Source organism: Pseudomonas sp. EggHat1, from assembly GCF_014892995.1.
GTDB lineage: Bacteria > Pseudomonadota > Gammaproteobacteria > Pseudomonadales > Pseudomonadaceae > Aquipseudomonas > Aquipseudomonas chaetocerotis.
Genome location: NZ_JACKQK010000024.1, coordinates 1 through 18,560 on the forward strand (window position 1 = coordinate 1; position 18,560 = coordinate 18,560).

General features: G+C 54.9%; 16 protein-coding genes and 1 pseudogene. 5 read left to right on the plus strand and 12 right to left on the minus strand.

The features are described from left to right. The 5 genes from INS93_RS23865 to INS93_RS23885 form a co-directional block, all read right to left on the minus strand. The gene (locus tag INS93_RS23865) at positions 1-1,203 is read right to left on the minus strand and encodes an OprD family porin (protein ID WP_319017573.1); all 1,203 of its coding nucleotides are present in this window, start codon (positions 1,201-1,203) and stop codon (positions 1-3) included. Between the two features lie 216 nt (positions 1,204-1,419). Further along, a complete protein-coding gene (locus tag INS93_RS23870; protein ID WP_017679356.1) occupies positions 1,420-2,319 on the minus strand; it encodes a LysR family transcriptional regulator in 900 nt (299 codons plus the stop codon). Positions 2,320-2,533: 214 nt separating this feature from the next. Beyond that, complete coding sequence (locus INS93_RS23875) at positions 2,534-3,793, minus strand: OprD family porin (RefSeq protein WP_192985786.1); 1,260 nt, start codon at positions 3,791-3,793, stop codon at positions 2,534-2,536. A 129-nt stretch (positions 3,794-3,922) separates the two neighbouring features. Continuing rightward, complete coding sequence (locus INS93_RS23880) at positions 3,923-5,326, minus strand: heavy metal sensor histidine kinase (protein ID WP_045733424.1); 1,404 nt, start codon at positions 5,324-5,326, stop codon at positions 3,923-3,925. Next, positions 5,323-5,997, minus strand: coding sequence for a heavy metal response regulator transcription factor (locus INS93_RS23885; protein WP_017675714.1), 675 nt, complete (start codon positions 5,995-5,997; stop codon positions 5,323-5,325). Before INS93_RS23885 ends, INS93_RS23880 begins: the two co-directional genes overlap by 4 nt. Positions 5,998-6,568: 571 nt before the next feature. Between INS93_RS23885 and INS93_RS23890 the strand changes: the two genes are divergently transcribed. The 4 genes from INS93_RS23890 to INS93_RS23905 all read left to right on the plus strand — a co-directional run bounded on the left by INS93_RS23890 (position 6,569) and on the right by INS93_RS23905 (position 13,070). Further along, entirely contained in the window at positions 6,569-7,837 is a 1,269-nt protein-coding gene (locus INS93_RS23890) for a TolC family protein (RefSeq protein WP_045733423.1), read from the plus strand. A gap of 153 nt (positions 7,838-7,990) precedes the next feature. Continuing rightward, the gene (locus INS93_RS23895; protein ID WP_045733422.1) at positions 7,991-9,580 is read left to right on the plus strand and encodes an efflux RND transporter periplasmic adaptor subunit; all 1,590 of its coding nucleotides are present in this window, start codon (positions 7,991-7,993) and stop codon (positions 9,578-9,580) included. A gap of 14 nt (positions 9,581-9,594) precedes the next feature. Continuing rightward, positions 9,595-9,936, plus strand: a complete 342-nt coding sequence (locus INS93_RS23900) for a P-II family nitrogen regulator (protein WP_045733421.1) — start codon at positions 9,595-9,597, stop codon at positions 9,934-9,936. Positions 9,937-9,947: 11 nt separating this feature from the next. Continuing rightward, positions 9,948-13,070, plus strand: coding sequence for an efflux RND transporter permease subunit (locus INS93_RS23905; RefSeq protein ID WP_045733420.1), 3,123 nt, complete (start codon positions 9,948-9,950; stop codon positions 13,068-13,070). Between the two features lie 107 nt (positions 13,071-13,177). On the opposite strand, the gene INS93_RS23910 is transcribed toward INS93_RS23905, so the two are convergent. The 7 genes and pseudogenes from INS93_RS23910 to INS93_RS23940 all read right to left on the minus strand — a co-directional run. Further along, complete coding sequence (locus INS93_RS23910) at positions 13,178-14,146, minus strand: arsenic resistance protein (protein WP_059392065.1); 969 nt, start codon at positions 14,144-14,146, stop codon at positions 13,178-13,180. Positions 14,147-14,608: 462 nt separating this feature from the next. After that, a complete protein-coding gene (locus tag INS93_RS23915; protein WP_224490798.1) occupies positions 14,609-14,887 on the minus strand; it encodes a hypothetical protein in 279 nt (92 codons plus the stop codon). 147 nt (positions 14,888-15,034) lie between these two features. Beyond that, on the minus strand, positions 15,035-16,360 hold the full coding sequence (locus INS93_RS23920) for an OprD family porin (protein WP_026088463.1): 1,326 nt from the start codon (positions 16,358-16,360) through the stop codon (positions 15,035-15,037). A 212-nt stretch (positions 16,361-16,572) separates the two neighbouring features. Then, entirely contained in the window at positions 16,573-16,773 is a 201-nt protein-coding gene (locus INS93_RS23925; protein ID WP_139204310.1) for a hypothetical protein, read from the minus strand. Positions 16,774-16,965: 192 nt separating this feature from the next. Next, complete coding sequence (locus INS93_RS23930) at positions 16,966-17,442, minus strand: hypothetical protein (RefSeq protein WP_017675705.1); 477 nt, start codon at positions 17,440-17,442, stop codon at positions 16,966-16,968. 26 nt (positions 17,443-17,468) lie between these two features. After that, positions 17,469-17,813 (minus strand): DUF3703 domain-containing protein, encoded by a 345-nt coding sequence (locus INS93_RS23935; protein ID WP_017675704.1) that lies wholly within the window; start codon positions 17,811-17,813, stop codon positions 17,469-17,471. 16 nt (positions 17,814-17,829) lie between these two features. After that, positions 17,830-18,090, minus strand: a pseudogene (locus tag INS93_RS23940) (cation-transporting P-type ATPase); the annotation flags it as partial. Here INS93_RS23940 and INS93_RS23945 point away from each other — a divergent pair. Beyond that, the gene (locus INS93_RS23945) at positions 18,011-18,517 is read left to right on the plus strand and encodes a transmembrane anchor protein (RefSeq protein WP_371833538.1); all 507 of its coding nucleotides are present in this window, start codon (positions 18,011-18,013) and stop codon (positions 18,515-18,517) included. The pseudogene INS93_RS23940 and the gene INS93_RS23945 sit on opposite strands and share 80 nt — an antisense overlap. The last annotated feature ends 43 nt before the right edge of the window (positions 18,518-18,560 follow it).

An 18,560-nucleotide genomic window follows, 5' to 3' on the forward strand; every position in this document is an offset into this window, starting at 1 on the left:
TTAATTAACGCCCAGGTTTTTCAGCGCACCGTCCTGAAAGACATAGGCGATGTCAGTATTGCGCTCCCACTCCTTACCATCGGCACCGCCTGCGCCTAGATCAATATTGTCGCCGGTCAGGTAACGGGTCATGAACGTCAAGCCAGGGATGCCAACGCTGGCAAAGTTGAAGTCATAGCGGGCCTGCCATGAGGTTTCGTCTTTGTTGGCGAAGTCACCGATTTGCACATAGTTGACCAGGAACGGATCGGTGCCGTTGATGTAGGCGTAGCCGGTGTCTCCGCTCATGCTCTGGTAACCAACACCGAGTGCGTGACCGCTAAATGCATAGGTGAACATCGCCCCGAATGCCTTGTTGTCGACGTTGCTGTTGCCCTCGTCGGTGGAGCGAGCGTAGCGCAGATCAGTTTTCAGCGATTGCTTGTCACCTAGCGGCAAGGTGTGCAGGACCGTGAAAATATGCTGCTTGTAGAAACCGTCTAGATTGCCGTAGTTGTAGCCGGTGGCTAGGTTGCTGTTCCACTTGTAGGTTGCTCCGGCGAAGTTGAATTCATCGCTATTCTGGGTTCCGCCGCCGCTGATAGCGCGGGCTGCGCCGCTGGTAATGCTGAGGTCTTCGCTATCGGATGAGTCGCGCTGGCTTACTTGTTTGAGCTGGCCGGCATCGAAGGTCAGGCCGGCAATCTCCAGCGAATTCAGGTGCCCGCCTTGAAAGGTCTGTGGCAGCAGGCGCGAATCGTTTGCTTGGACGGTTGGCAGTCGAGGTTGCAGCGTGCCCAGTTTCAGCACGCTGTTTGAAGCGCGCAGCTTCGCGGTTAAGCCCATCTCACCATATTCATCCTGCGCTGCACGAGGTGCTTCTTTGTTGCGTTTTAGAAGGCCCGTGCCTGAACGATCAGCGCTGGAGTCCAGCTTGAGACCCAGCATGCCGATGGCGTCGATACCCACGCCGACTGTCCCTTCAGTGAAGCCGGATTCGTAGCGCAGCAGGAAGCCCTGGGCCCATTCCTCCTGCTTTGACTGGCTAGCTGAGTCTTGGCGGAAATCACGATTGAAATAGAAGTTGCGCGCTTCCAGACCAGCTTTGCTATCTGCCAAAAAATCAGCTGCCGCTGGTTGACTGAGACCGAGTCCTCCAGCGCTCAGCAGGAGCCCGCACGTGACTCGGTTAAGCCATTGAGAGTTGGGGGTAGCAATGAGCATGTAATTATCCTCGTCGAAAACATGTGTGGTAGACGTGGGGCAGGCTCGGGTAGGCGTATTACACTTGCACATACTTTCGATGACATTTTTATTTCAATGATCGAGAGGGCGAATGAAAGCCTTACAGGGCGAGGGTTTCAATGCAGGAGTGGAAACTTTTGTTTGTTTCAGCGAGATGACTATTTGGTGAATTAGCTGCTTGTGGACTACTCAGGGCTACTGAGTGAACCAGTTGTGGCGATCTTCAAAGGCTTTGTAGATGAGCGATACCAGTGTCTGCACTTCTGATTGCTCTGCTGCCAGCGGGGACGTTGAAATCCAGACCACCCGTTCCAAGGCAGTCTCGAATAACTCGTCAAGGGGCAGCAGGTTACGGTCTACATGGGAGATGTAGCCAGGTAGCAGGCCAATGCAGGAGGAGTTACGCAGCAAGTCAACGACCCACTCTTGTGAATGCACTTGAATGACCGCGCTTTGGCGCTGACGGATCAGCTGATTCCATGGTTCGAAACTGTCAACCGTTGTGTTTCCCGCGAGCTGAACCAGCATGAAATCCTTGAGGTCGGCTACAGAACTCGGTAGGCGTTTACCCGCATAACGTTTGGCCATATGGGCACGATAGGGAATTCGTGCAAGCATCAATGGTGTTGTCATTGCAAAGCTTGGAGTCGGTCTTGGCGTGCCGGGATCGGTGATCCAAATCATGACCTCTGCCAGCCTCTCGGGCTCGCCCTCCTGTGGGATGATTTCTAGTCTCACGGCCGCGTCATTACGCAGCCAGGAGATCAAATCACGGGCCAGCAGGTCGGTGAGCAGTGCCGTCGGCACCGCAAGACGTACCAGAGCTCGCTGGACACTGACGTCCTCTGGATGCAGGTCACCGAATTTCTGGATCAGTAGTTGTTGTAATTCACGTCCTGTTGCGCTCAGGCTGAGCTCGCGTCCTTTATAAAGGAATAGCGGGGTACCTACAGTTGCCTCCAGCTTCCTGAGTTTTTTGCGCATCGGCACGATATGTAAGTTTAGGCTGCGTGCAGCCTGCCTAAAGCAGGCGCAGCGCGCGCTGGTCAAGAAAATCTGTGCTAGTTGGTGGTCGATGGTGAGAGGGTCGAACATGGGGGGCGATCAAAGCTCGTGCCAAGCAAAATGCATGTACTTTGAGCTTAACGAGACGAACCTAACGCCAGGATCGCAGCAGGATTACTTATTTGTAATCTGATGGAGGGAGGAGCTTTATGTTTGGAATTGAACTTCCGGCAGTATCACTTTATCAGCGCGGGCGGTTCTAAGCGCGGCACTCGACTACTAGTTCCGCGCTGAGGTTTGATGATTACAACAGCGGAAGTGTGTAGCTAACGATCAGGCGGTTCTCRTCAACRTCGTTGCCGAARTTGGTTGAACGTAGTGTGGCGTTGCGCCATTTMACRCCCAGGTTTTTCAGCGCACCGTCCTGGAAGACATATGCGATGTCAGTATTGCGCTCCCATTCCTTACCATCGGCGCTGCCTGCGCCTAGATCAATATTGTCACCAGTCAGGTAACGGGTCATGAACGTCAAGCCAGGGATGCCAACGCTGGCAAAGTTGAAGTCATAGCGGGCCTGCCATGAGGTTTCGTCTTTGTTGGCGAAGTCGCCGATCTGCACATAGTTGACCAGGAACGGATCGGTGCCGTTGATGTAGGCGTAGCCGGTGTCTCCGCTCATGCTCTGGTAGCCAACACCGAGGGCGTGGCCACCAAAGGCGTAGGTAAACATTGCTCCGAATGCCTTGTTGTCGACGTTGCTGTTGCCTTCATCGGTGGAGCGGGCGTAGCGAAGATCAGTTTTTAGCGACTGCTTGTCACCTAGCGGCAAGGTATGCAGGACAGTGAAAATATGCTGTTTGTAGAACTCGTCCAGGTTGCCGTAGTTGTAGCCAGTGGTCAGGTTGCTGTTCCATTTGTAGGTCGCCCCGGCAAAGCTGAACTCATCGCTCGTCTGGGTTCCACCGCCACTGATAGCGCGGGCAGAGCCGCTGGTAATGCTGAGGTCTTCGCTATCGGAGGAGTCGCGCTGGCTTACTTGCTTGAGCTGGCCTGCATCAAAGGTAAGCCCGTCAATCTCCAGCGAGTTGAGATGTCCGCCCTGAAAGGTCTGTGGCTGTAGGCGCGAGTCGTTCGCTTGGACGGTTGGCAGCTTGGGTTGCAGCGTGCCTAATTTCAGCACGCTGTTCGAAGCACGTAGCTTCGCGGTTAAACCCATCTCGCCATATTCATCCTGCGCGGCACGAGGTGCTTCTTTATCGCGCTTGAGCAGGCCCGAGCCTGAGCGATCGGCGCTGGAGTCCAGCTTGAGGCCAAGCATGCCGATGGCGTCGATGCCCACGCCGACTGTCCCTTCGGTGAACCCGGATTCGTAGCGCAGCAGGAAGCCCTGGGCCCATTCCTCCTGCTTTGATTGGCTGGCTGAGTCTTGGCGGAAGTCGCGATTGAAATAGAAGTTACGCGCTTCCAGACCGGCTTTGCTGTCTGCAAAAAATTCAGCGGAGGCTGGCTGGCTAAGACTGAGTACCCCAGTACTCACCGCGACTGCCAAGAGGGTCTTCTTCATTGTTGTTTCTCCATGCTCAGGGGGTTGGCATATCGGGGAGCCGTCGCTGTATGCCGTGCTCTCCGAATAGGGGCGGGTTCCTCTGCAGCCAATCTTCGGCTGGTCGTTATGCCTGTACGCCTGCAGGGTCTAGGTCGAGGAACCATTGCGGACTTTGGGGAAGATCAAACGGAACACGGTGAAGCTGCCTGGCAGGCTGCTGACCTCGACCGTGCCCTGATGCAGGCTCATGATCGAGCGAACAATTGCCAGGCCAAGCCCTGTTCCACCTTCGGCACGAGAGCGGCTGGTATCGACACGGTAGAAGCGTTCGAACAAATGAGGGATGTGTTGTGCGGGAATGCCAATCCCGGGGTTTTCCACCGAGAACGATACGGTTTCGCTGTGCTTTTCGATCAGCAACGAAATGTTTGCGCCGATGGGGCTATGTCGAATCGCATTGGACAACAGGTTTGAAATCGCGCGCTGCACCATCAGCCGATCACCGAAGGTTAGGCCTGCTCCGACAATGCTCAGGCTGATCTGCTTCTCTTCCGCGGAGATGCTGAACAGATCCACAACGCGTCTTGCCTCATCTTCTAGGGCAATCTTCTCGAAGGGAACCAGGGACGCCGGGTGGCTGACTTGAGCGAGAAACAGCATGTCGGAAACAATCCGGGTGACGCGCTCAAGCTCTTCTGTACAGCACTCCAGTACGGCTTTGTATTCCTCTGGCGGACGCTCTCTGGAGAGAGTTACCTGGGCTTTGCCCATCAGGTTGGTGATGGGCGAACGCAACTCATGGGCCAAGTCATCAGAGAATTGCGATAGCTGCTGAACGCCGCCATCAAGTCGATGCAGCATGAAGTTGATGCCGTGGGCCAGCGCGCTGAGTTCTTGTGGAAGCTTATCCACGGAAATTCGGTGGGTCAGATCCTGTGTGGAGATCAGCGATGCAACCTGGCGAAATTGCCGGAGCGGAGAAAGGCCTCGCTGCACGATCCACCATGCGCCCATGCCAATCAGCGCGAGCAGAAGAGGGAGTGCGATCAGTGTTGACTTGAGGTAGGCACTGAGCAGTGCTTCGTCGGCAGATCGATCAATTGAGAGTAAGACCCTGACGTGGTCGCCGTCGTTGAGCAGCATCACCTTGGATGCGGTCAGGAAGTTGTTTCCCTCAGTATCCGACCAGCTTTGGTAACTAGGGGTATCGCCTGCTGGTATGTTGGCAAGAATGGGCTCCCTGGATTTCTCACCCAGATTCAGGAGTAATTTGGTGCCTGACTTTTTCCCGTAGATCGTCAGGTGCAGGTTGTCATGCCCCATGACCAGATCCAGCAACTCGTGAGGTTGCTGGGCAATTGCATGTGCACTCATGTCTTCGGCGAGATTGTGCTGAATCTGCTCCAGTTTGCCGTCAAGACTCTGCTTGGCCAACGAGTCCAGCTCATGGGTAAGCGCGAAGTAGGCGAGTGCCGCTAGCAGAACAACCAGTGCCGCCCCCATCACGCTGACCGACAGGCCAAGGCGCATGGATAGACTGGCCGGCTTCATGCCCGTTCCTCAAGCACGTACCCAACACCCCTGAGGGTGTGGATCAGTTTGTTATCGAACGGATCATCAATTTTGGCGCGTAGCCTGCGGATGGAGACTTCGACGACGTTTGTGTCGCAGTCAAAATTCATATCCCAGACCAGCGAAATGATCTGGGTGCGCGATAGCACTTCCCCAGAGCGGCGCATCAGTAGGTGCAGCAACGCAAACTCTTTAGTGGTCAGGTCGATGCGCTGCTCACCACGGAACGCGCGGTGCCTCGCCGGATCAAGCTCAAGGTCGGCTACCCGCAGCACTTCCGGTACTGGAATTTGCTCGCTTCGCCGTAGCAATGTACGAATTCGCGCAAGTAATTCAGGGAACTCGAACGGTTTGACTAAATAATCATCTGCCCCCAAATCCAGGCCTTTAATTTTATCCACTAAGCGCCCGCGTGCAGTCAGCATTATCACGCGTGTACTGCTGTTACTGCGTATATGCTCAAGCACGCCCCAGCCATCAATTTCAGGCAGGTTTACATCAAGCACTACCAAGTCGTAAGCGTGTTGCCTAACAAGGTGGAGACCGTCCACGCCAGTGGCTGCCTTATCAACTACATAGCCACTTTCGCTTAAACCTTGGTGTAAGTATTCGGCAGTCTTGGGCTCGTCCTCGACAATAAGGATTCGCATAAAAATTCACCTTAAAATGTGCAGCCAGTATTTTTTAGATATTCTTTTGTTGTGGCTGCGGAGTGGTTTTAATTCTTTCATCGGCGGTCACGGATATGACCTACGGCTTTTCAGGTTGCTCCAAGGCTAAAGCCTGAAGCGGCTTTAGGGTCAAGCTGTAATGCCTATTTCGCATGGCTCCAAGGTGTTAAGCGACAACGTGTCGCAGTACTTGCCCTTATCCAAAACCCCCAACTTTTGACTGGCAGGGCTGCCCGGGGCGCTACACGCGAGGCAACCGCTATTTAACTGTGTTTGTTTCTAGTTGTTGCTGGGCGCTAAATCGCCTGCTCTCTTGAGCGCTGCCAATACTAATACAGGCCTACTTGGAAAGGTGCTGGATAACGTATTTGTAATTTTCCAGTCACCTTGCTGATAGGCGTGGAGCACTACATTCTGCCGGGAATTGGCTTTCTACTTATTTTCCCAAGTAATGATCCTCGATATCCCTCGGGATTAATAAATATAAAGGCCTTCATTATATTCCAGCAGAGTTAGTTCTGCGGAGGACTTTTAAGTGCATGTAAAAACAATGGCCGGACATGGAGTTGGAGTAGGTAAGTTCTGTGTGTTATCAGGGCTACTGGCTGCATTGTTAATTGCTCCAGTTCCAACAACTGCTGCCGAATCAACAAGGCAGTCAATAACGATTGATGAGGCGTTGGCGCAAGCGCTCACTGAGAACCAGGAGTTCGCTGCAGCACAATGGAATACAGGTATTGCCGAAGGTGCTCGTACTCAAGCTGGGCTGATCCCGAATCCTGAGTTGTCCTGGAGCGTTGAGGACACGCGCAGTGAGTCGCGCGTTACCAGCATTCAGGTATCTCAGCCAATTGAGCTGGGCGGCAAGCGTAGCGCGCGTATTGATGTGTCTGAGCGTGATCAGGACGCGGTGGCGATTGATCTGGAGCGTAAGAAAAACATCTTGCGCGCTGAGGTCATCCAGGCCTTTTACTCAGCCCTGCGTGCCCAGGAAGGACTGCAGCTTTCCACTCAGTCGTTAGACCTTGCCCGTCGCGGACTTCAGGTGGTCGAAGGGCGCGTAAAGGCCGGCAAGGCTTCGCCAATCGAAATTTCGCGTGCTCAGGTGCAGCTTTCGGAAATTCAACTGGAGCTGAATCGCGCACGCCTCAATCAAAGCAATGCCTACAAGCAACTGGCGCTCATAACGGGTGCCGAGACACCGAACTTCGCGCATGTCGAGGGTGATCTTGAGCGCCTGCCGTACCTGCCGTCGCAGGCTGAGATGCTTGCACGCATAACAGATACAGCGGACCTACGGCTGGCCAGCACGCACATCCAGCGTGCCGAGTCTTCCTTGGAACTCGAAAAGTCGCAGCGCATTCCAGACCTCACCGTCAGTGTTGGCAGCCAATACGACGAAGGGCTTGGCGAGCGCGTCAATTTGCTCGGCTTGTCGATGCCTATTCCGTTGTTCAACCGTAACCAAGGCAATGTGCTGGCCGCTGCTCAAGGAGCTGACCAAGCGCGGGATTTGCGCAATGCCGCAGAACTCCGCCTGCGCGCGGAAGCCCAGCAGGCATTTGAGCAGTGGGAAAGCGCTAGAAGTGAAGTCGACTCGATCAGCGGCACACTGCTGCCGACCGCGCAGCAAGCAGTAGAGGGCGCAGTACGTGGATTCGAGATGGGCAAGTTTGCCTTTATCGATGTACTCGATGCTCAGCGCACCCTCGTAAGCATGCGCTCCCAGTACCTGAATACCCTGGATGAAGCTATCTCGGCCTGGGTGAGCTTGGAGAAGATTTACGGCTCCCAACTCAACATCGAATTCAAAAAATAAGCATCTCTGCGCACCTACATAACGCCTTAGACGGTCGCGTCATGCGACATGAAGCCTCGCCTGCTTTCCTGGCGGCTGCATGTTTATTGAGCGCGTTTAGTCGCCGCCTGGGCATGAATCAAATTCAATACTTTTGATAATTTGGAGTTACCAATGGCATCAACAACTCCCAGAAAGCAGTGGCTGATGATTGTGGCTGTTGTCGTCATCGGTTTAGCCGTGGCGGGCCTGATTCTAAGTGGTAGCCCTGGTAAGTCCGGGGAGGAAGGCCATGGCCATGATGAGAGTCATGAGGATGTATCGGCTCACGCAGATCCCGAGCACCACGGGGAGGCTTCGGCCGACGAGCATGAAGAGGCCGATGAGCATGCAGATAAAGAGCACCATGAAACTGTAGAACCCACCAAGGGCGAGCATGGCGGCAAGCTTTTCACCGAGGGTGATTATGCGCTTGAAGTGACGATTTTTGAGGAGGGCGTAGAGCCTCAGTTCAGGCTCTATACCTACCTGGACGGCAAGCTTCTAAATCCTGCTGAAAGCACGGTGCAAGTGACCTTGTTGCGTCTTGGCCAACCTGCGCAAATCATCAATTTCAGCAAAGAGAATAACTACCTACGTGGCGATGCCGCGGTTGTAGAGCCGCATTCATTCCAGGTTTCCATCAGCGCCACGCACAGTGGCAAGAGCTATTCGTTCGGTTACGAGCAGGTTGAGGGCCGCGTGACCATGACGGATGCGCAGCTTGAGCAGGGTGGCGTCACGCTCGCCACTGCTGGTCCCGCGAAAATCGCCTCCACGCTGCAAGTGCTCGGCGAGGTTCGTTACAACGGTGACCGCACGGTTCAGGTGACCCCGCAACTTGCCGGGCGCGTCGACTCGGTGGCGGTTAGTGCTGGCGATACGGTCAGCAAGGGTCAGGTATTGGCCAAAATCTCCAGCCAGGCGCTGGCCGAACTGCGTGGCGAGCTACTGGCCGCCCAGCAACGCTCTGCGCTTGCCCGCACGACCTATGCACGTGAAAAGCAATTGTGGGAAGAGAAGATTTCCGCCGAGCAGGACTTCCTGCAGGCGCAAGTTGCCATGCAGGAAGCTGCTATCGCAGTGCAGCGCGTCCAGCAACAAATCGCTTCGCTGGGCGGTGCACCGGCCAAAGGCCAGAATCTCACCGAATTCGAGATTCGTGCCCCTATCGATGGCGTGATAACCAGCAAAAGCATCTCTGTTGGTGAAGTACTCAAAGAGGATTCCGCAGTCTTTACCGTCTCGGATTTGTCGACCGTATGGGTGGACTCAACCGTCGCGGCGAAAGACTTGGGCGTAATCGCCGAAGGGCAAAACGTTGTCGTGAGCTCCAGCGCATTCGCCGCCACGGCTAAGGGCTCCATTTCCTATGTCAGCGCTCTGGTTGGGGCGCAAACCCGCTCAGCGACTGCTCGCATCGTGCTAGCTAACCCAGATCGGCTATGGCGGCCTGGTTTGCCAGTGACGGTCGAGGTGATTGCCGAGGAGAACAACGTTCCCGTTGCAGTAGCGGTCGAAGCGATCCAGACCGTTCGCGATTGGCAGGTAGTGTTCGGCCGCTTCGATAACCAGCTAGAAGCTCGGCCTCTTGAGCTGGGCAAATCCGACGGCCGCTTCGTCGAGGTTATCTCGGGTCTGAAGGCGGGCGATCGATACGCGCTGAAGAACAGCTTCCTGATCAAAGCTGAGCTTGGCAAAGCCGGCGCGAGCCATGACCACTAATTCGGAGTCGAGCTATGAAACAAGTTACAGCTATTTTTCGCCCGATCCGGCTTGAGGCCGTCGAGCAAGCTTTGCATGCACTGCCACACCTGCCTGGATTTACCATCCTGCCCGCCCATGGTCATCCACGTGGCCACGGCAAGGATCACAGCTACATCGCCGACGAGTGGAACCCCGACGCCCATCAGCATCTCGTGCTGCTGGCGTTCTGTTCAGAAGAAGTTGCCGATGAGATCGTCCATGCCATCGAGAAGGCCGCCCACACAGGTGTACCCGGTGATGGAATCGTCGCCGTGGCCCCTTTGACCGACGCATTGCGCATCCGTACTGGAGAGCGCGGTGATGCTGCGCTTTAGGGGAAATTGACATGTACGAACGATTAATTCGCTTCGCCATCGACCAGCGCTGGCTAGTCTTGCTGGCTGTGCTCGGCATGGCAGCGTTGGGTGTTTACAGCTACCAGAAGTTGCCGATTGATGCGGTTCCCGACATCACCAACGTGCAGGTGCAGATCAATACCGAGGCAAAGGGCTACTCGCCACTGGAAACCGAGCAACGCGTGACCTTTCCGATTGAATCGGTAATGGCTGGGCTGCCCAACTTACAGGAAACGCGTTCAATCTCACGTTACGGGTTGTCGCAGGTCACCGTCATTTTCGAAGACGGCACAGACATCTACTTCGCTCGTCAGTTGGTGAATGAGCGGATACAGGAAGCGCGTGGAAATCTACCCAGTGATCTGTCGCCGAGCATGGGGCCAATCGCTTCTGGTCTGGGCGAGATCTACATGTGGACCATCGAGGCGCAAGACGGTGCGAAGAAGCCGGATGGCAGCACCTATACACCGATGGATCTGCGTGAGATTCAGGACTGGATCGTCAAGCCGCAACTGCGAACCGTCAAAGGTGTTACCGAGATCAACACCATTGGCGGTTATGCCAAGGAGTTCCAGGTTTCACCCAAGCCGGAGCGCCTGGTCGCACATGGCCTCAGCCTGCAGGACATTGTGGTTGCGTTGGAGAGCAATAATGCCAACGTTGGTGCGGGCTACATCGAACGCAGCGGCGAGCAGTACCTGATCCGCGCTCCGGGACAAGTCGGCAATATCGCTGACATCGCCAACATCATCATCAAGAACACCGATGGTGTTCCTGTGCGCATCGGTGATGTGGCCGAGGTTGGCCTGGGTAAGGAGCTGCGCACCGGTGCCGCTACTGAGAACGGCCAGGAGGTGGTGCTCGGCACTGCCTTTATGTTGATTGGTGAGAACAGCCGCTATGTATCGCAGGCTGTCGACCAGCGCATAAAGGAGATCAATCGCAACCTGCCGAAAGGAGTCATAGCGAAGACGGTCTATGACCGCACTGTATTGGTCGATAAGGCCATCAATACGGTGAAGAAGAATCTGATCGAAGGCGCTCTGCTGGTTATCGCTATCCTGTTCCTGTTCCTGGGTAACATTCGGGCGGCCCTCATCACCGCAATGGTGATTCCGCTGTCGATGCTGTTCACCTTTACGGGCATGGTCAGCAACAAGGTCAGCGCGAACCTGATGAGCCTTGGCGCACTCGATTTCGGCATCATCATCGATGGTGCCGTGGTGATCGTAGAGAACTGCGTGCGTCGTTTGGCTCACGCCCAGGCCGCAGCAGGCCGAACGTTGACCCGTAATGAGCGCTTCCATGAGGTGTTCGCGGCGTCGAAGGAGGCGCGTCGTCCACTGCTGTTCGGCCAACTGATCATTATGGTGGTGTACCTGCCGATATTTGCGCTGACCGGCGTGGAAGGCAAGATGTTCCACCCAATGGCGTTCACCGTGGTGACAGCCCTGTTCGGAGCCATGATCCTCTCGGTGACATTCGTCCCGGCAGCTGTTGCACTGTTCCTCAATGGCAACGTCAGTGAAAAAGAAAATCGGCTAATGGCCTGGGTCAAGCAAGGCTACGCGCCGTTGCTAGATTGGGTCATGGTCAGCAAGCCGTTAGTGCTGACCATTGCGACAGTCATCATGGTGCTTTCTGGTTTAGCTGCTTCGCGGATGGGCAGTGAGTTCGTGCCGAGCCTGGATGAGGGCGATATCGCTTTGCATGCCCTGCGTATTCCTGGCACTAGCCTTTCGCAAGCAATTGAAATGCAGGTGCAACTCGAACAACGAATCAAATCCTTTGCCGAGGTTGATACGGTGTTCGCCAAGCTTGGAACCGCTGAAGTCGCAACCGATCCAATGCCGCCGAACGTGGCGGACAACTTTGTCATGCTAAAGCCGCGCGACCAGTGGCCCGATCCTGATCGCAGCAAAGCCGATTTGGTTGCGGCGATGCAGGAGGCGGTTGAACAGGTTTCCGGCAACAACTATGAGTTCACTCAGCCCATTCAGATGCGCTTCAACGAGCTGATCTCCGGCGTACGCAGTGACGTCGCAGTGAAAGTGTTTGGCGATGACATGGATGTGATGAACGAGACCGCCGAGCAAATCGCTGAGGTGCTGGAGGGTATTCCAGGAGCAGCTGATGTGAAGGTCGAACAGACCACCGGTCTGCCGATGCTCAGCGTACAAATCGACCGTGAGAAAGCCGCACGATTCGGTTTGAATGTCTCGGAGATTCAGGACGCCATTTCCACCGCCATCGGCGGGCGCGAGGCGGGTGCACTGTTTGAAGGTGACCGGCGTTTCGATATCCAAGTTCGCCTGGCGGACGAGTGGCGCAATGATGTCGACAAGATCCAGCAGCTGCCTATTCGTCTGGCCAATGGCGATGGGCTGGATGGCCCAGGGTTTGTGCGCCTGGCTGATGTGGCGAGCGTGGTGTCCGCACCGGGGCCGAACCAGATCAGCCGTGAAAGTGGCAAGCGTCGCGTGGTGGTCACCGCCAACGTTCGCGGCCGCGATATTGGCTCTTTTGTCGCCGAGGCCGAGAGCAAGATCGCCCTGGCGGTTAGCGTCCCTACAGGCTACTGGACGACCTGGGGCGGCACCTTCGAGCAGCTTCAGTCGGCAGCCAAGCGCCTGCAGATTGTCGTACCGGTCTCGTTGCTGCTGGTGTTCACGCTGCTCTTCATGATGTTCGGCAATGTCAAAGATGGCCTGCTGGTATTCACCGGCGTGCCCTTCGCGCTGACCGGCGGGATCATGGCCTTGTGGCTGCGTGATATTCCGCTCTCGATCTCTGCGGGGGTGGGTTTCATTGCGTTGTCGGGTGTCGCGGTACTCAACGGCCTGGTGATGATTTCCTTTATTCGCAGTTTGCGTGAGAACGGCATGGGGCTGGACGAGGCTATTCGTGAAGGCGCGTTGACTCGTTTGCGGCCGGTGCTGATGACTGCTTTGGTTGCGTCTCTGGGCTTTATTCCAATGGCCACTGCCATCGGTACGGGCGCAGAAGTTCAGCGCCCTCTGGCGACGGTGGTGATTGGCGGAATCCTGTCTTCAACCGTGCTGACGCTGCTGGTTTTGCCATTGCTCTACCGCTTGGCCCATCGTCTGCGCTAAGTTCACAGCGCTATTCGTGTGCAACTGAAAAGCCCCGCTCTTGAGCGGGGCTTTTTGCTTACCGTAAATACCGCTCAATGTGGGCGGTGACTGTGCCTGTGACGTCCTCAGCGGCTTTTTTTACGCCAAATAAGAATCGGAACTGCCCGGATGTAGACAAGCTCACCCACCAACTCAACCAGCGTCTGGGTGATGACCGCTGCGGCTGCAAGCCCCCGTATTTCTTCAGGCAATGCCAGGGCCAGCGGAAGAACCACCAACGAGTTACGTGTGGAGGTACTGAAAGTAACCGCTCTCGCCGTCGAGGCGGGCAGTTTATAAGCTCTTGAAGCCAGTGCGCCCACTACGGGGGCCAAAAGCATGAAACCGATGTACACCGGGATCACCGGTAAAAGCTGGTCGATATCACGAACCACCGGCGAGATTTGCGACCCAACCACCGCAATGAGAACTGCCGCCATCGCAGGGACTGGCATCCATGCCCATACGGTGTTCCAGCGACCTACGAACCGTGAGCGCTTAGCCAAGGCTGCTGTAGCAACCGCGAGCAATAAAGGCACGACAATCAGTGCGAGAAAGGCTTCAGCGAAAGGCGCTATCGAGATAACGACTCGGGATTGCTCCCCTAGCATGAAAGCCAAGTACACAGGCAACAGCACAAGCTGCAACAGCAAGAGGATGGGGGTTGCTGCAAGAATCGCACGCGAGTCGCCTTTGCCAATGTGAGTAAAGACCACCACGTAGTCGATACACGGGGTGAGCAAAACTAGAAGAGCGCCTATTAGGATTGCCGGGTGTTCTGCGAGCCCTCTGGTGAGTGCCCATACCAGCAGTGGAATCAGTACGAAATTGGCGATAAGCAAGGCTGACATGAAGCGTTTGTTGCTAAGACTTTTGCGGAGATCAAGAAAGGGAATTTGCAGAAACATCGCGTACATCAGCACGGCGATAGTCGGGGTCACTAATGCGTTCAGGCTCTGCGCCGCTGCAGTAGCTATTAACCCACCGATTGCCGCTGCAATGACCGCGACGAAATAGATCGGTATCTGGTTTTGTTCAAGTGCATCCCTACTCATAGCATCCTCAAGGATGAAAAACGTCAGCTTACATGAGGAAGCGAAAAGCGTGGCGATCCTCTTGGATGGCTTGAATCATGAAAGATTGAGATGGGCACGGCGTCTGGCTATTGAGTGGGTATCTGCTGACGGTGCAAGGGCGCGGTATTCAAATGACACCGTGTTCTAGCATCGGGGTGATAGCCGAGTGCCTTTGCAGATATCAGGCAGATCAATCTAAAGGCCTTCACCGGTATCATTTTGCCCTTCTTGCTACACGCTGACAGCGATGGCTTGTTGCAGATATGAATGACTTGCGGAAGAGAAGAGTTAGTTGTCTAGCTTGGAGGTTTAAACTCCCAGTGAATCTTTCTTATTATTAAAGATTAAATAAAAAAAGCGCCCCGAAGGGCGCTTAGGGTACACCTCTTTCCAAAGGAGCTCGGGAGCTTCTAGAGGTGAACATCGTTCGGAAGTGAGCGGTTAGTCAGCGTTGGTTTCTTTTTTAAGATCGGTATTGGTCCGATCTTGGTTGCTGGTCTTAACCTTTAGTTCGTCCGCCGGTTTGGCAGCAGGCTCAGTTCCGTGAATTCGTTTTTGATCTGCTCGAAATTTTGCCTGAGCTTTCATTGAGCGATCATAGCCATCTTCTGCATAAGACTGTGTGGAGCCGACAAGAAGTACTGATCCAATAACTAGGGCTTTCAACATCTTCATAAGGCAGGCCTCGTAAAATTCAATTATTAGCTTGTCGAGGTTCATGGACAAGTTCTGCAAGTTCGAGTGAATTTTACGGAGGTGAAGCTAACAGCAGCGTGAGCCCAACATTACATTCTTGAAATCTAATAACTGCCTATCTTGTTATGCATGAGCGGGCAGTGCTTTTAGAGCCCGCCCGCCCATCCATTTTTAGAGCACGCTCAGTGGGTACTCGACGATCAGACGAACCTCGTCCAGATCCGACTCGTAATCCGTTGCGCGGGTAGTCATCTGGCGAACACGGAAGGACATCTCTTTCAGTGAGCCCGTTTGGACGACGTACTTGGCTTCGATGTTGCGTTCCCAGCGCTTCTGGTCAGTCAGCGGGTTGCCATCGGCATCACGACGCATATACACACTGTTGGCGTCGGAATAGTCCGCATCTGTACCCAGCGCATAGCGCGTCATGAAGGTCAGTCCAGGAACGCCATAGCTGGCCATATCTAGGTCGTAGCGCAGCATCCAGGACTTCTCTTTCGGCGAGTTGAAGTCGCTGTACTGAATAGAGTTGTCGAGGAAGATGGAATCAGACTGGCGCAGGTAGTCGAAATCATCGTCGCCGTTGTTGCGCTGGTGCGACAGGGCAACGCTGTGTGCACCGAACTGCACACCCACTTTGCCGCTGTAAATGTCGTTATCGAACTCACCCAACAGCTGCTGGCCGTCATCAACAGCTTTGTAGTAGTTCAAGCCACCGAACAAGGAAACACTGTCGGTCAGCGGGTAGGTGAAGGACGTACCGGCATAGTGCTGCTTCCAAGCATCCTTGAGTTGGCTGCTATAGAGACTAAAGCTCAGGTTGTCATTTAGCGAATAGTCACCGCCGAAATAGGCAACCCATGGAGACGCGACAGAGCCCGCATAGAAGGTTGCGAACTCATCACGCATGGTGCTGACCTGCGGCTGGCTCATGGCATGCAGGCGGCCACCCTGAAGGGTCAAACCATCAAAGCTTGTGTTCTCAACCGTAACGCCGCGAAAGCTTTCCGGTAGCAGGCGGGAGTCACCGTAGTGAACCACCGGCGTCATGGGGAACACATCACCCACTTTGACAACGGTGTCGAATAGCCGGGCTTTTACTGCACCACCCACTTTGGAGTAGTTATCTTCGGCTTCACCATCACTATTTACCGGCAGCAGATTAACAGTACCACCTGGGCCATATCGACCATCCCCGGTATCCAGTTTAAGGCCGAGCATGGCGAAGGCATCAATACCAAAGCCTACGGTGCCTTGGGTAAAGCCCGACTCGAACTGGCCAATGATCCCGTGTGCCCAAGCTTCAGTATAACCATTGTCAGTGTTGCTCGACTGACCTTTACGAAAGTCACGATTCATGTAGAAGTTACGGTTGAGAATATTGAAACTGCTACCTTCTACAAAACCTTCGGCTTGCTCTTCTGCGGCCGCCATGAGCGGAGCTGCACTGACAATCGCCGAAAATACTGCAAGGGATAGTTTGGTTTTATTAAGCATTTATTGCTCCTTTATAATTGGCAGTTATTAGTCTAGTTTTCGCCATGGCGTTCTTATAGGTATTGCACCCTCAAGCGCTCTGCGCCTTTGGGGAGCTGAGCCCTATCCTTGCAAGCTGAAGATAACTTGAAGATGATTGGAAAATTACAATTCTGTAATCTTCACAAGGCGGCAATGAAAGTTGTCTTAAAGCGACATTTGAATTCAGATTTTCAATAGAATCCGACGGGTAGGTCGAGAGAGCTCCAGCCTTGATCAGGCCGAATGTTCATGACTGCCAGCTCATAGGACGGTGCACTCAGATAGATCGATAGCGCCGGGCTGATGTGACAAGCCGGCTGGGGGTGACGCCGGTTGATCTTGTTTGGATGCTCGTAAGCGTCCACCCGAATCACCTTGCGTGATTCGGGCATGCTGCTCACTCCCGCCGTGTAAGCCAGCATTTCGCTGACGAGCTGGAGCTGGCAGGCGCACTGCGTATATTCCAGCTCATGGCAGTAATGGTGCATGAAACTGTGACCGCATGGGTGTGAATAGCCATGGGCTCAGCGCTTACCAGACGAAGAGTTGGTTGATGCGACCAAGAACCTAGCAAGGTGCGATTACTACAGCGGCTGAGAGTTTCCGTAGTTAAAGCCATTTGCCGCCAAGGTTGCCCAGCGGCGCTGACGGTGGGCGTAGAACAGGCGCGCAAATAGCCAGACGAACGGAGTGAGGACGCCCGCCTTGATGGTCACGCTATCTCGGTAAAGCGTTCCGCCGTTGACCTCTTGTGCCGTAATGAGGTGATCCCACTTGCTGATCAGCGGGCTGTAGCCGTTGTCTCTTAGCATGAAAATCTGAGCATTTTCCGTCTGCGGGTATGTAATCACAATCGCCTGACGGCCAATGGGAAGTACGCCGAATAACTTCAGCTTGACCCAGTAAGTGCCCTCGCTCCAGGTGCCAGGAAACTCAACGGGAGTCAGCGGGCTGAAACTCAGCAACGGTGATGCAACCTGATGCAGCAGACGTGGCGTGCGCACCTGGGCGATCACCTCTGCCAGTGAGCATGGCAGCTGGGTAGAGATATCAATTTGCATGGGCGCAATCACCGACCGGATTGAGTTTACTTGTCATCGGCAAGCAAGGTCTGTGGTTCTTCGGGAACCGGCATGGGCTTGAAAGCACTGACCCTGGAGCGGCCTGTATTGCCGATAGGCACCCAGATTTTGGAGAACAGCAGGGCCGCGAAAATACGTGGTAGTTGCCCCGCGACCTCGCGGTAATCGCCGGTCTGCCAGCCGAGCACAAGCATCAGCCAGTGTGACCCAGCATGCAGCACGGGTTGGCGTTGGGTCAGGATGTGCGCGCGCTCTAACCATTGAAAGGCATCTGCGCTGCGCTGTTCCTGCATGGCCTGCCGGGCCTGCTGAAAGGCTTGTTCAATTGCGAGTTGCAATGCTGCTTTCATCTTCAATCCTCCGATCCTACTTTTTAAGCAGGCGCAGGCCGTTGAACACCACCAGCAGGCTGACGCCCATGTCGGCAAAGACGGCCATCCACATCGTCGCCTGCCCCGTTAGGGTAATGGCGAGAAACAGGGCCTTGATCCCTAACGCCAGCACGATGTTCTGCTTGAGGATGACGGCGGTCTGTTGAGACAGGCGGATGAAGGCCGGGATCTTGCGCAGGTCGTCATCCATCAAGGCCACATCCGCAGTTTCGATGGCCGTGTCCGTGCCGGCGGCGGCTCCCGTAGCTCAAGCTCCTGTACCTGTTCAGCCAGTAGTTCAAGAGCCTGTTGCAGCAGCATCTGTGGCCGAACCAGTAGCTGAGCCGCAGCCAGCCCTGAAGTCTGATGAGGTGACCGTCACCCTGAAGCCGGGCGAAGCCAGTGAAATCAAGCTGGAAATGCTGGACAAGGCCACGGTCAGCTACGAGTGGACGACCAATGGCATTCCGGTCAACCACGACACCCACGGTGAGCCCTACAACGGCCCCAAGGACTACTACCACAGCTACAGCAAGGCCAAGCAGGTCAAAGGCGACAAAGGCGAACTAACTGCAATTTTCGACGGCACCCACGGCTGGTTCTGGCGCAACCGCAGCAACCAGGACGTGACCATCACGCTGAAGACCAAGGGCGAGTACCTGAGCGTCAAACGCGTGATTTAAGGTAGATAAGCCCCTTCGTCAAATGGCGCAGGGGCTCGCCTGA

What these genes read in the sequence shown, in the direction of transcription:
- INS93_RS23865 (WP_319017573.1), bottom strand. Translation starts at nt 1,203, where the DNA reads ATGCTCATTGCTACCCCCAACTCTCAATGGCTTAACCGAGTCACGTGC.
- INS93_RS23870 (WP_017679356.1), bottom strand. Translation starts at nt 2,319, where the DNA reads ATGTTCGACCCTCTCACCATCGACCACCAACTAGCACAGATTTTCTTG.
- INS93_RS23880 (WP_045733424.1), bottom strand. Translation starts at nt 5,326, where the DNA reads ATGAAGCCGGCCAGTCTATCCATGCGCCTTGGCCTGTCGGTCAGCGTG.
- INS93_RS23885 (WP_017675714.1), bottom strand. Translation starts at nt 5,997, where the DNA reads ATGCGAATCCTTATTGTCGAGGACGAGCCCAAGACTGCCGAATACTTA.
- INS93_RS23890 (WP_045733423.1), top strand. Translation starts at nt 6,569, where the DNA reads ATGGCCGGACATGGAGTTGGAGTAGGTAAGTTCTGTGTGTTATCAGGG.
- INS93_RS23895 (WP_045733422.1), top strand. Translation starts at nt 7,991, where the DNA reads ATGGCATCAACAACTCCCAGAAAGCAGTGGCTGATGATTGTGGCTGTT.
- INS93_RS23900 (WP_045733421.1), top strand. Translation starts at nt 9,595, where the DNA reads ATGAAACAAGTTACAGCTATTTTTCGCCCGATCCGGCTTGAGGCCGTC.
- INS93_RS23905 (WP_045733420.1), top strand. Translation starts at nt 9,948, where the DNA reads ATGTACGAACGATTAATTCGCTTCGCCATCGACCAGCGCTGGCTAGTC.
- INS93_RS23910 (WP_059392065.1), bottom strand. Translation starts at nt 14,146, where the DNA reads ATGAGTAGGGATGCACTTGAACAAAACCAGATACCGATCTATTTCGTC.
- INS93_RS23915 (WP_224490798.1), bottom strand. Translation starts at nt 14,887, where the DNA reads ATGAACCTCGACAAGCTAATAATTGAATTTTACGAGGCCTGCCTTATG.
- INS93_RS23920 (WP_026088463.1), bottom strand. Translation starts at nt 16,360, where the DNA reads ATGCTTAATAAAACCAAACTATCCCTTGCAGTATTTTCGGCGATTGTC.
- INS93_RS23925 (WP_139204310.1), bottom strand. Translation starts at nt 16,773, where the DNA reads ATGCCCGAATCACGCAAGGTGATTCGGGTGGACGCTTACGAGCATCCA.
- INS93_RS23930 (WP_017675705.1), bottom strand. Translation starts at nt 17,442, where the DNA reads ATGCAAATTGATATCTCTACCCAGCTGCCATGCTCACTGGCAGAGGTG.
- INS93_RS23935 (WP_017675704.1), bottom strand. Translation starts at nt 17,813, where the DNA reads ATGAAAGCAGCATTGCAACTCGCAATTGAACAAGCCTTTCAGCAGGCC.
- INS93_RS23945 (WP_371833538.1), top strand. Translation starts at nt 18,011, where the DNA reads ATGAAGGCCGGGATCTTGCGCAGGTCGTCATCCATCAAGGCCACATCC.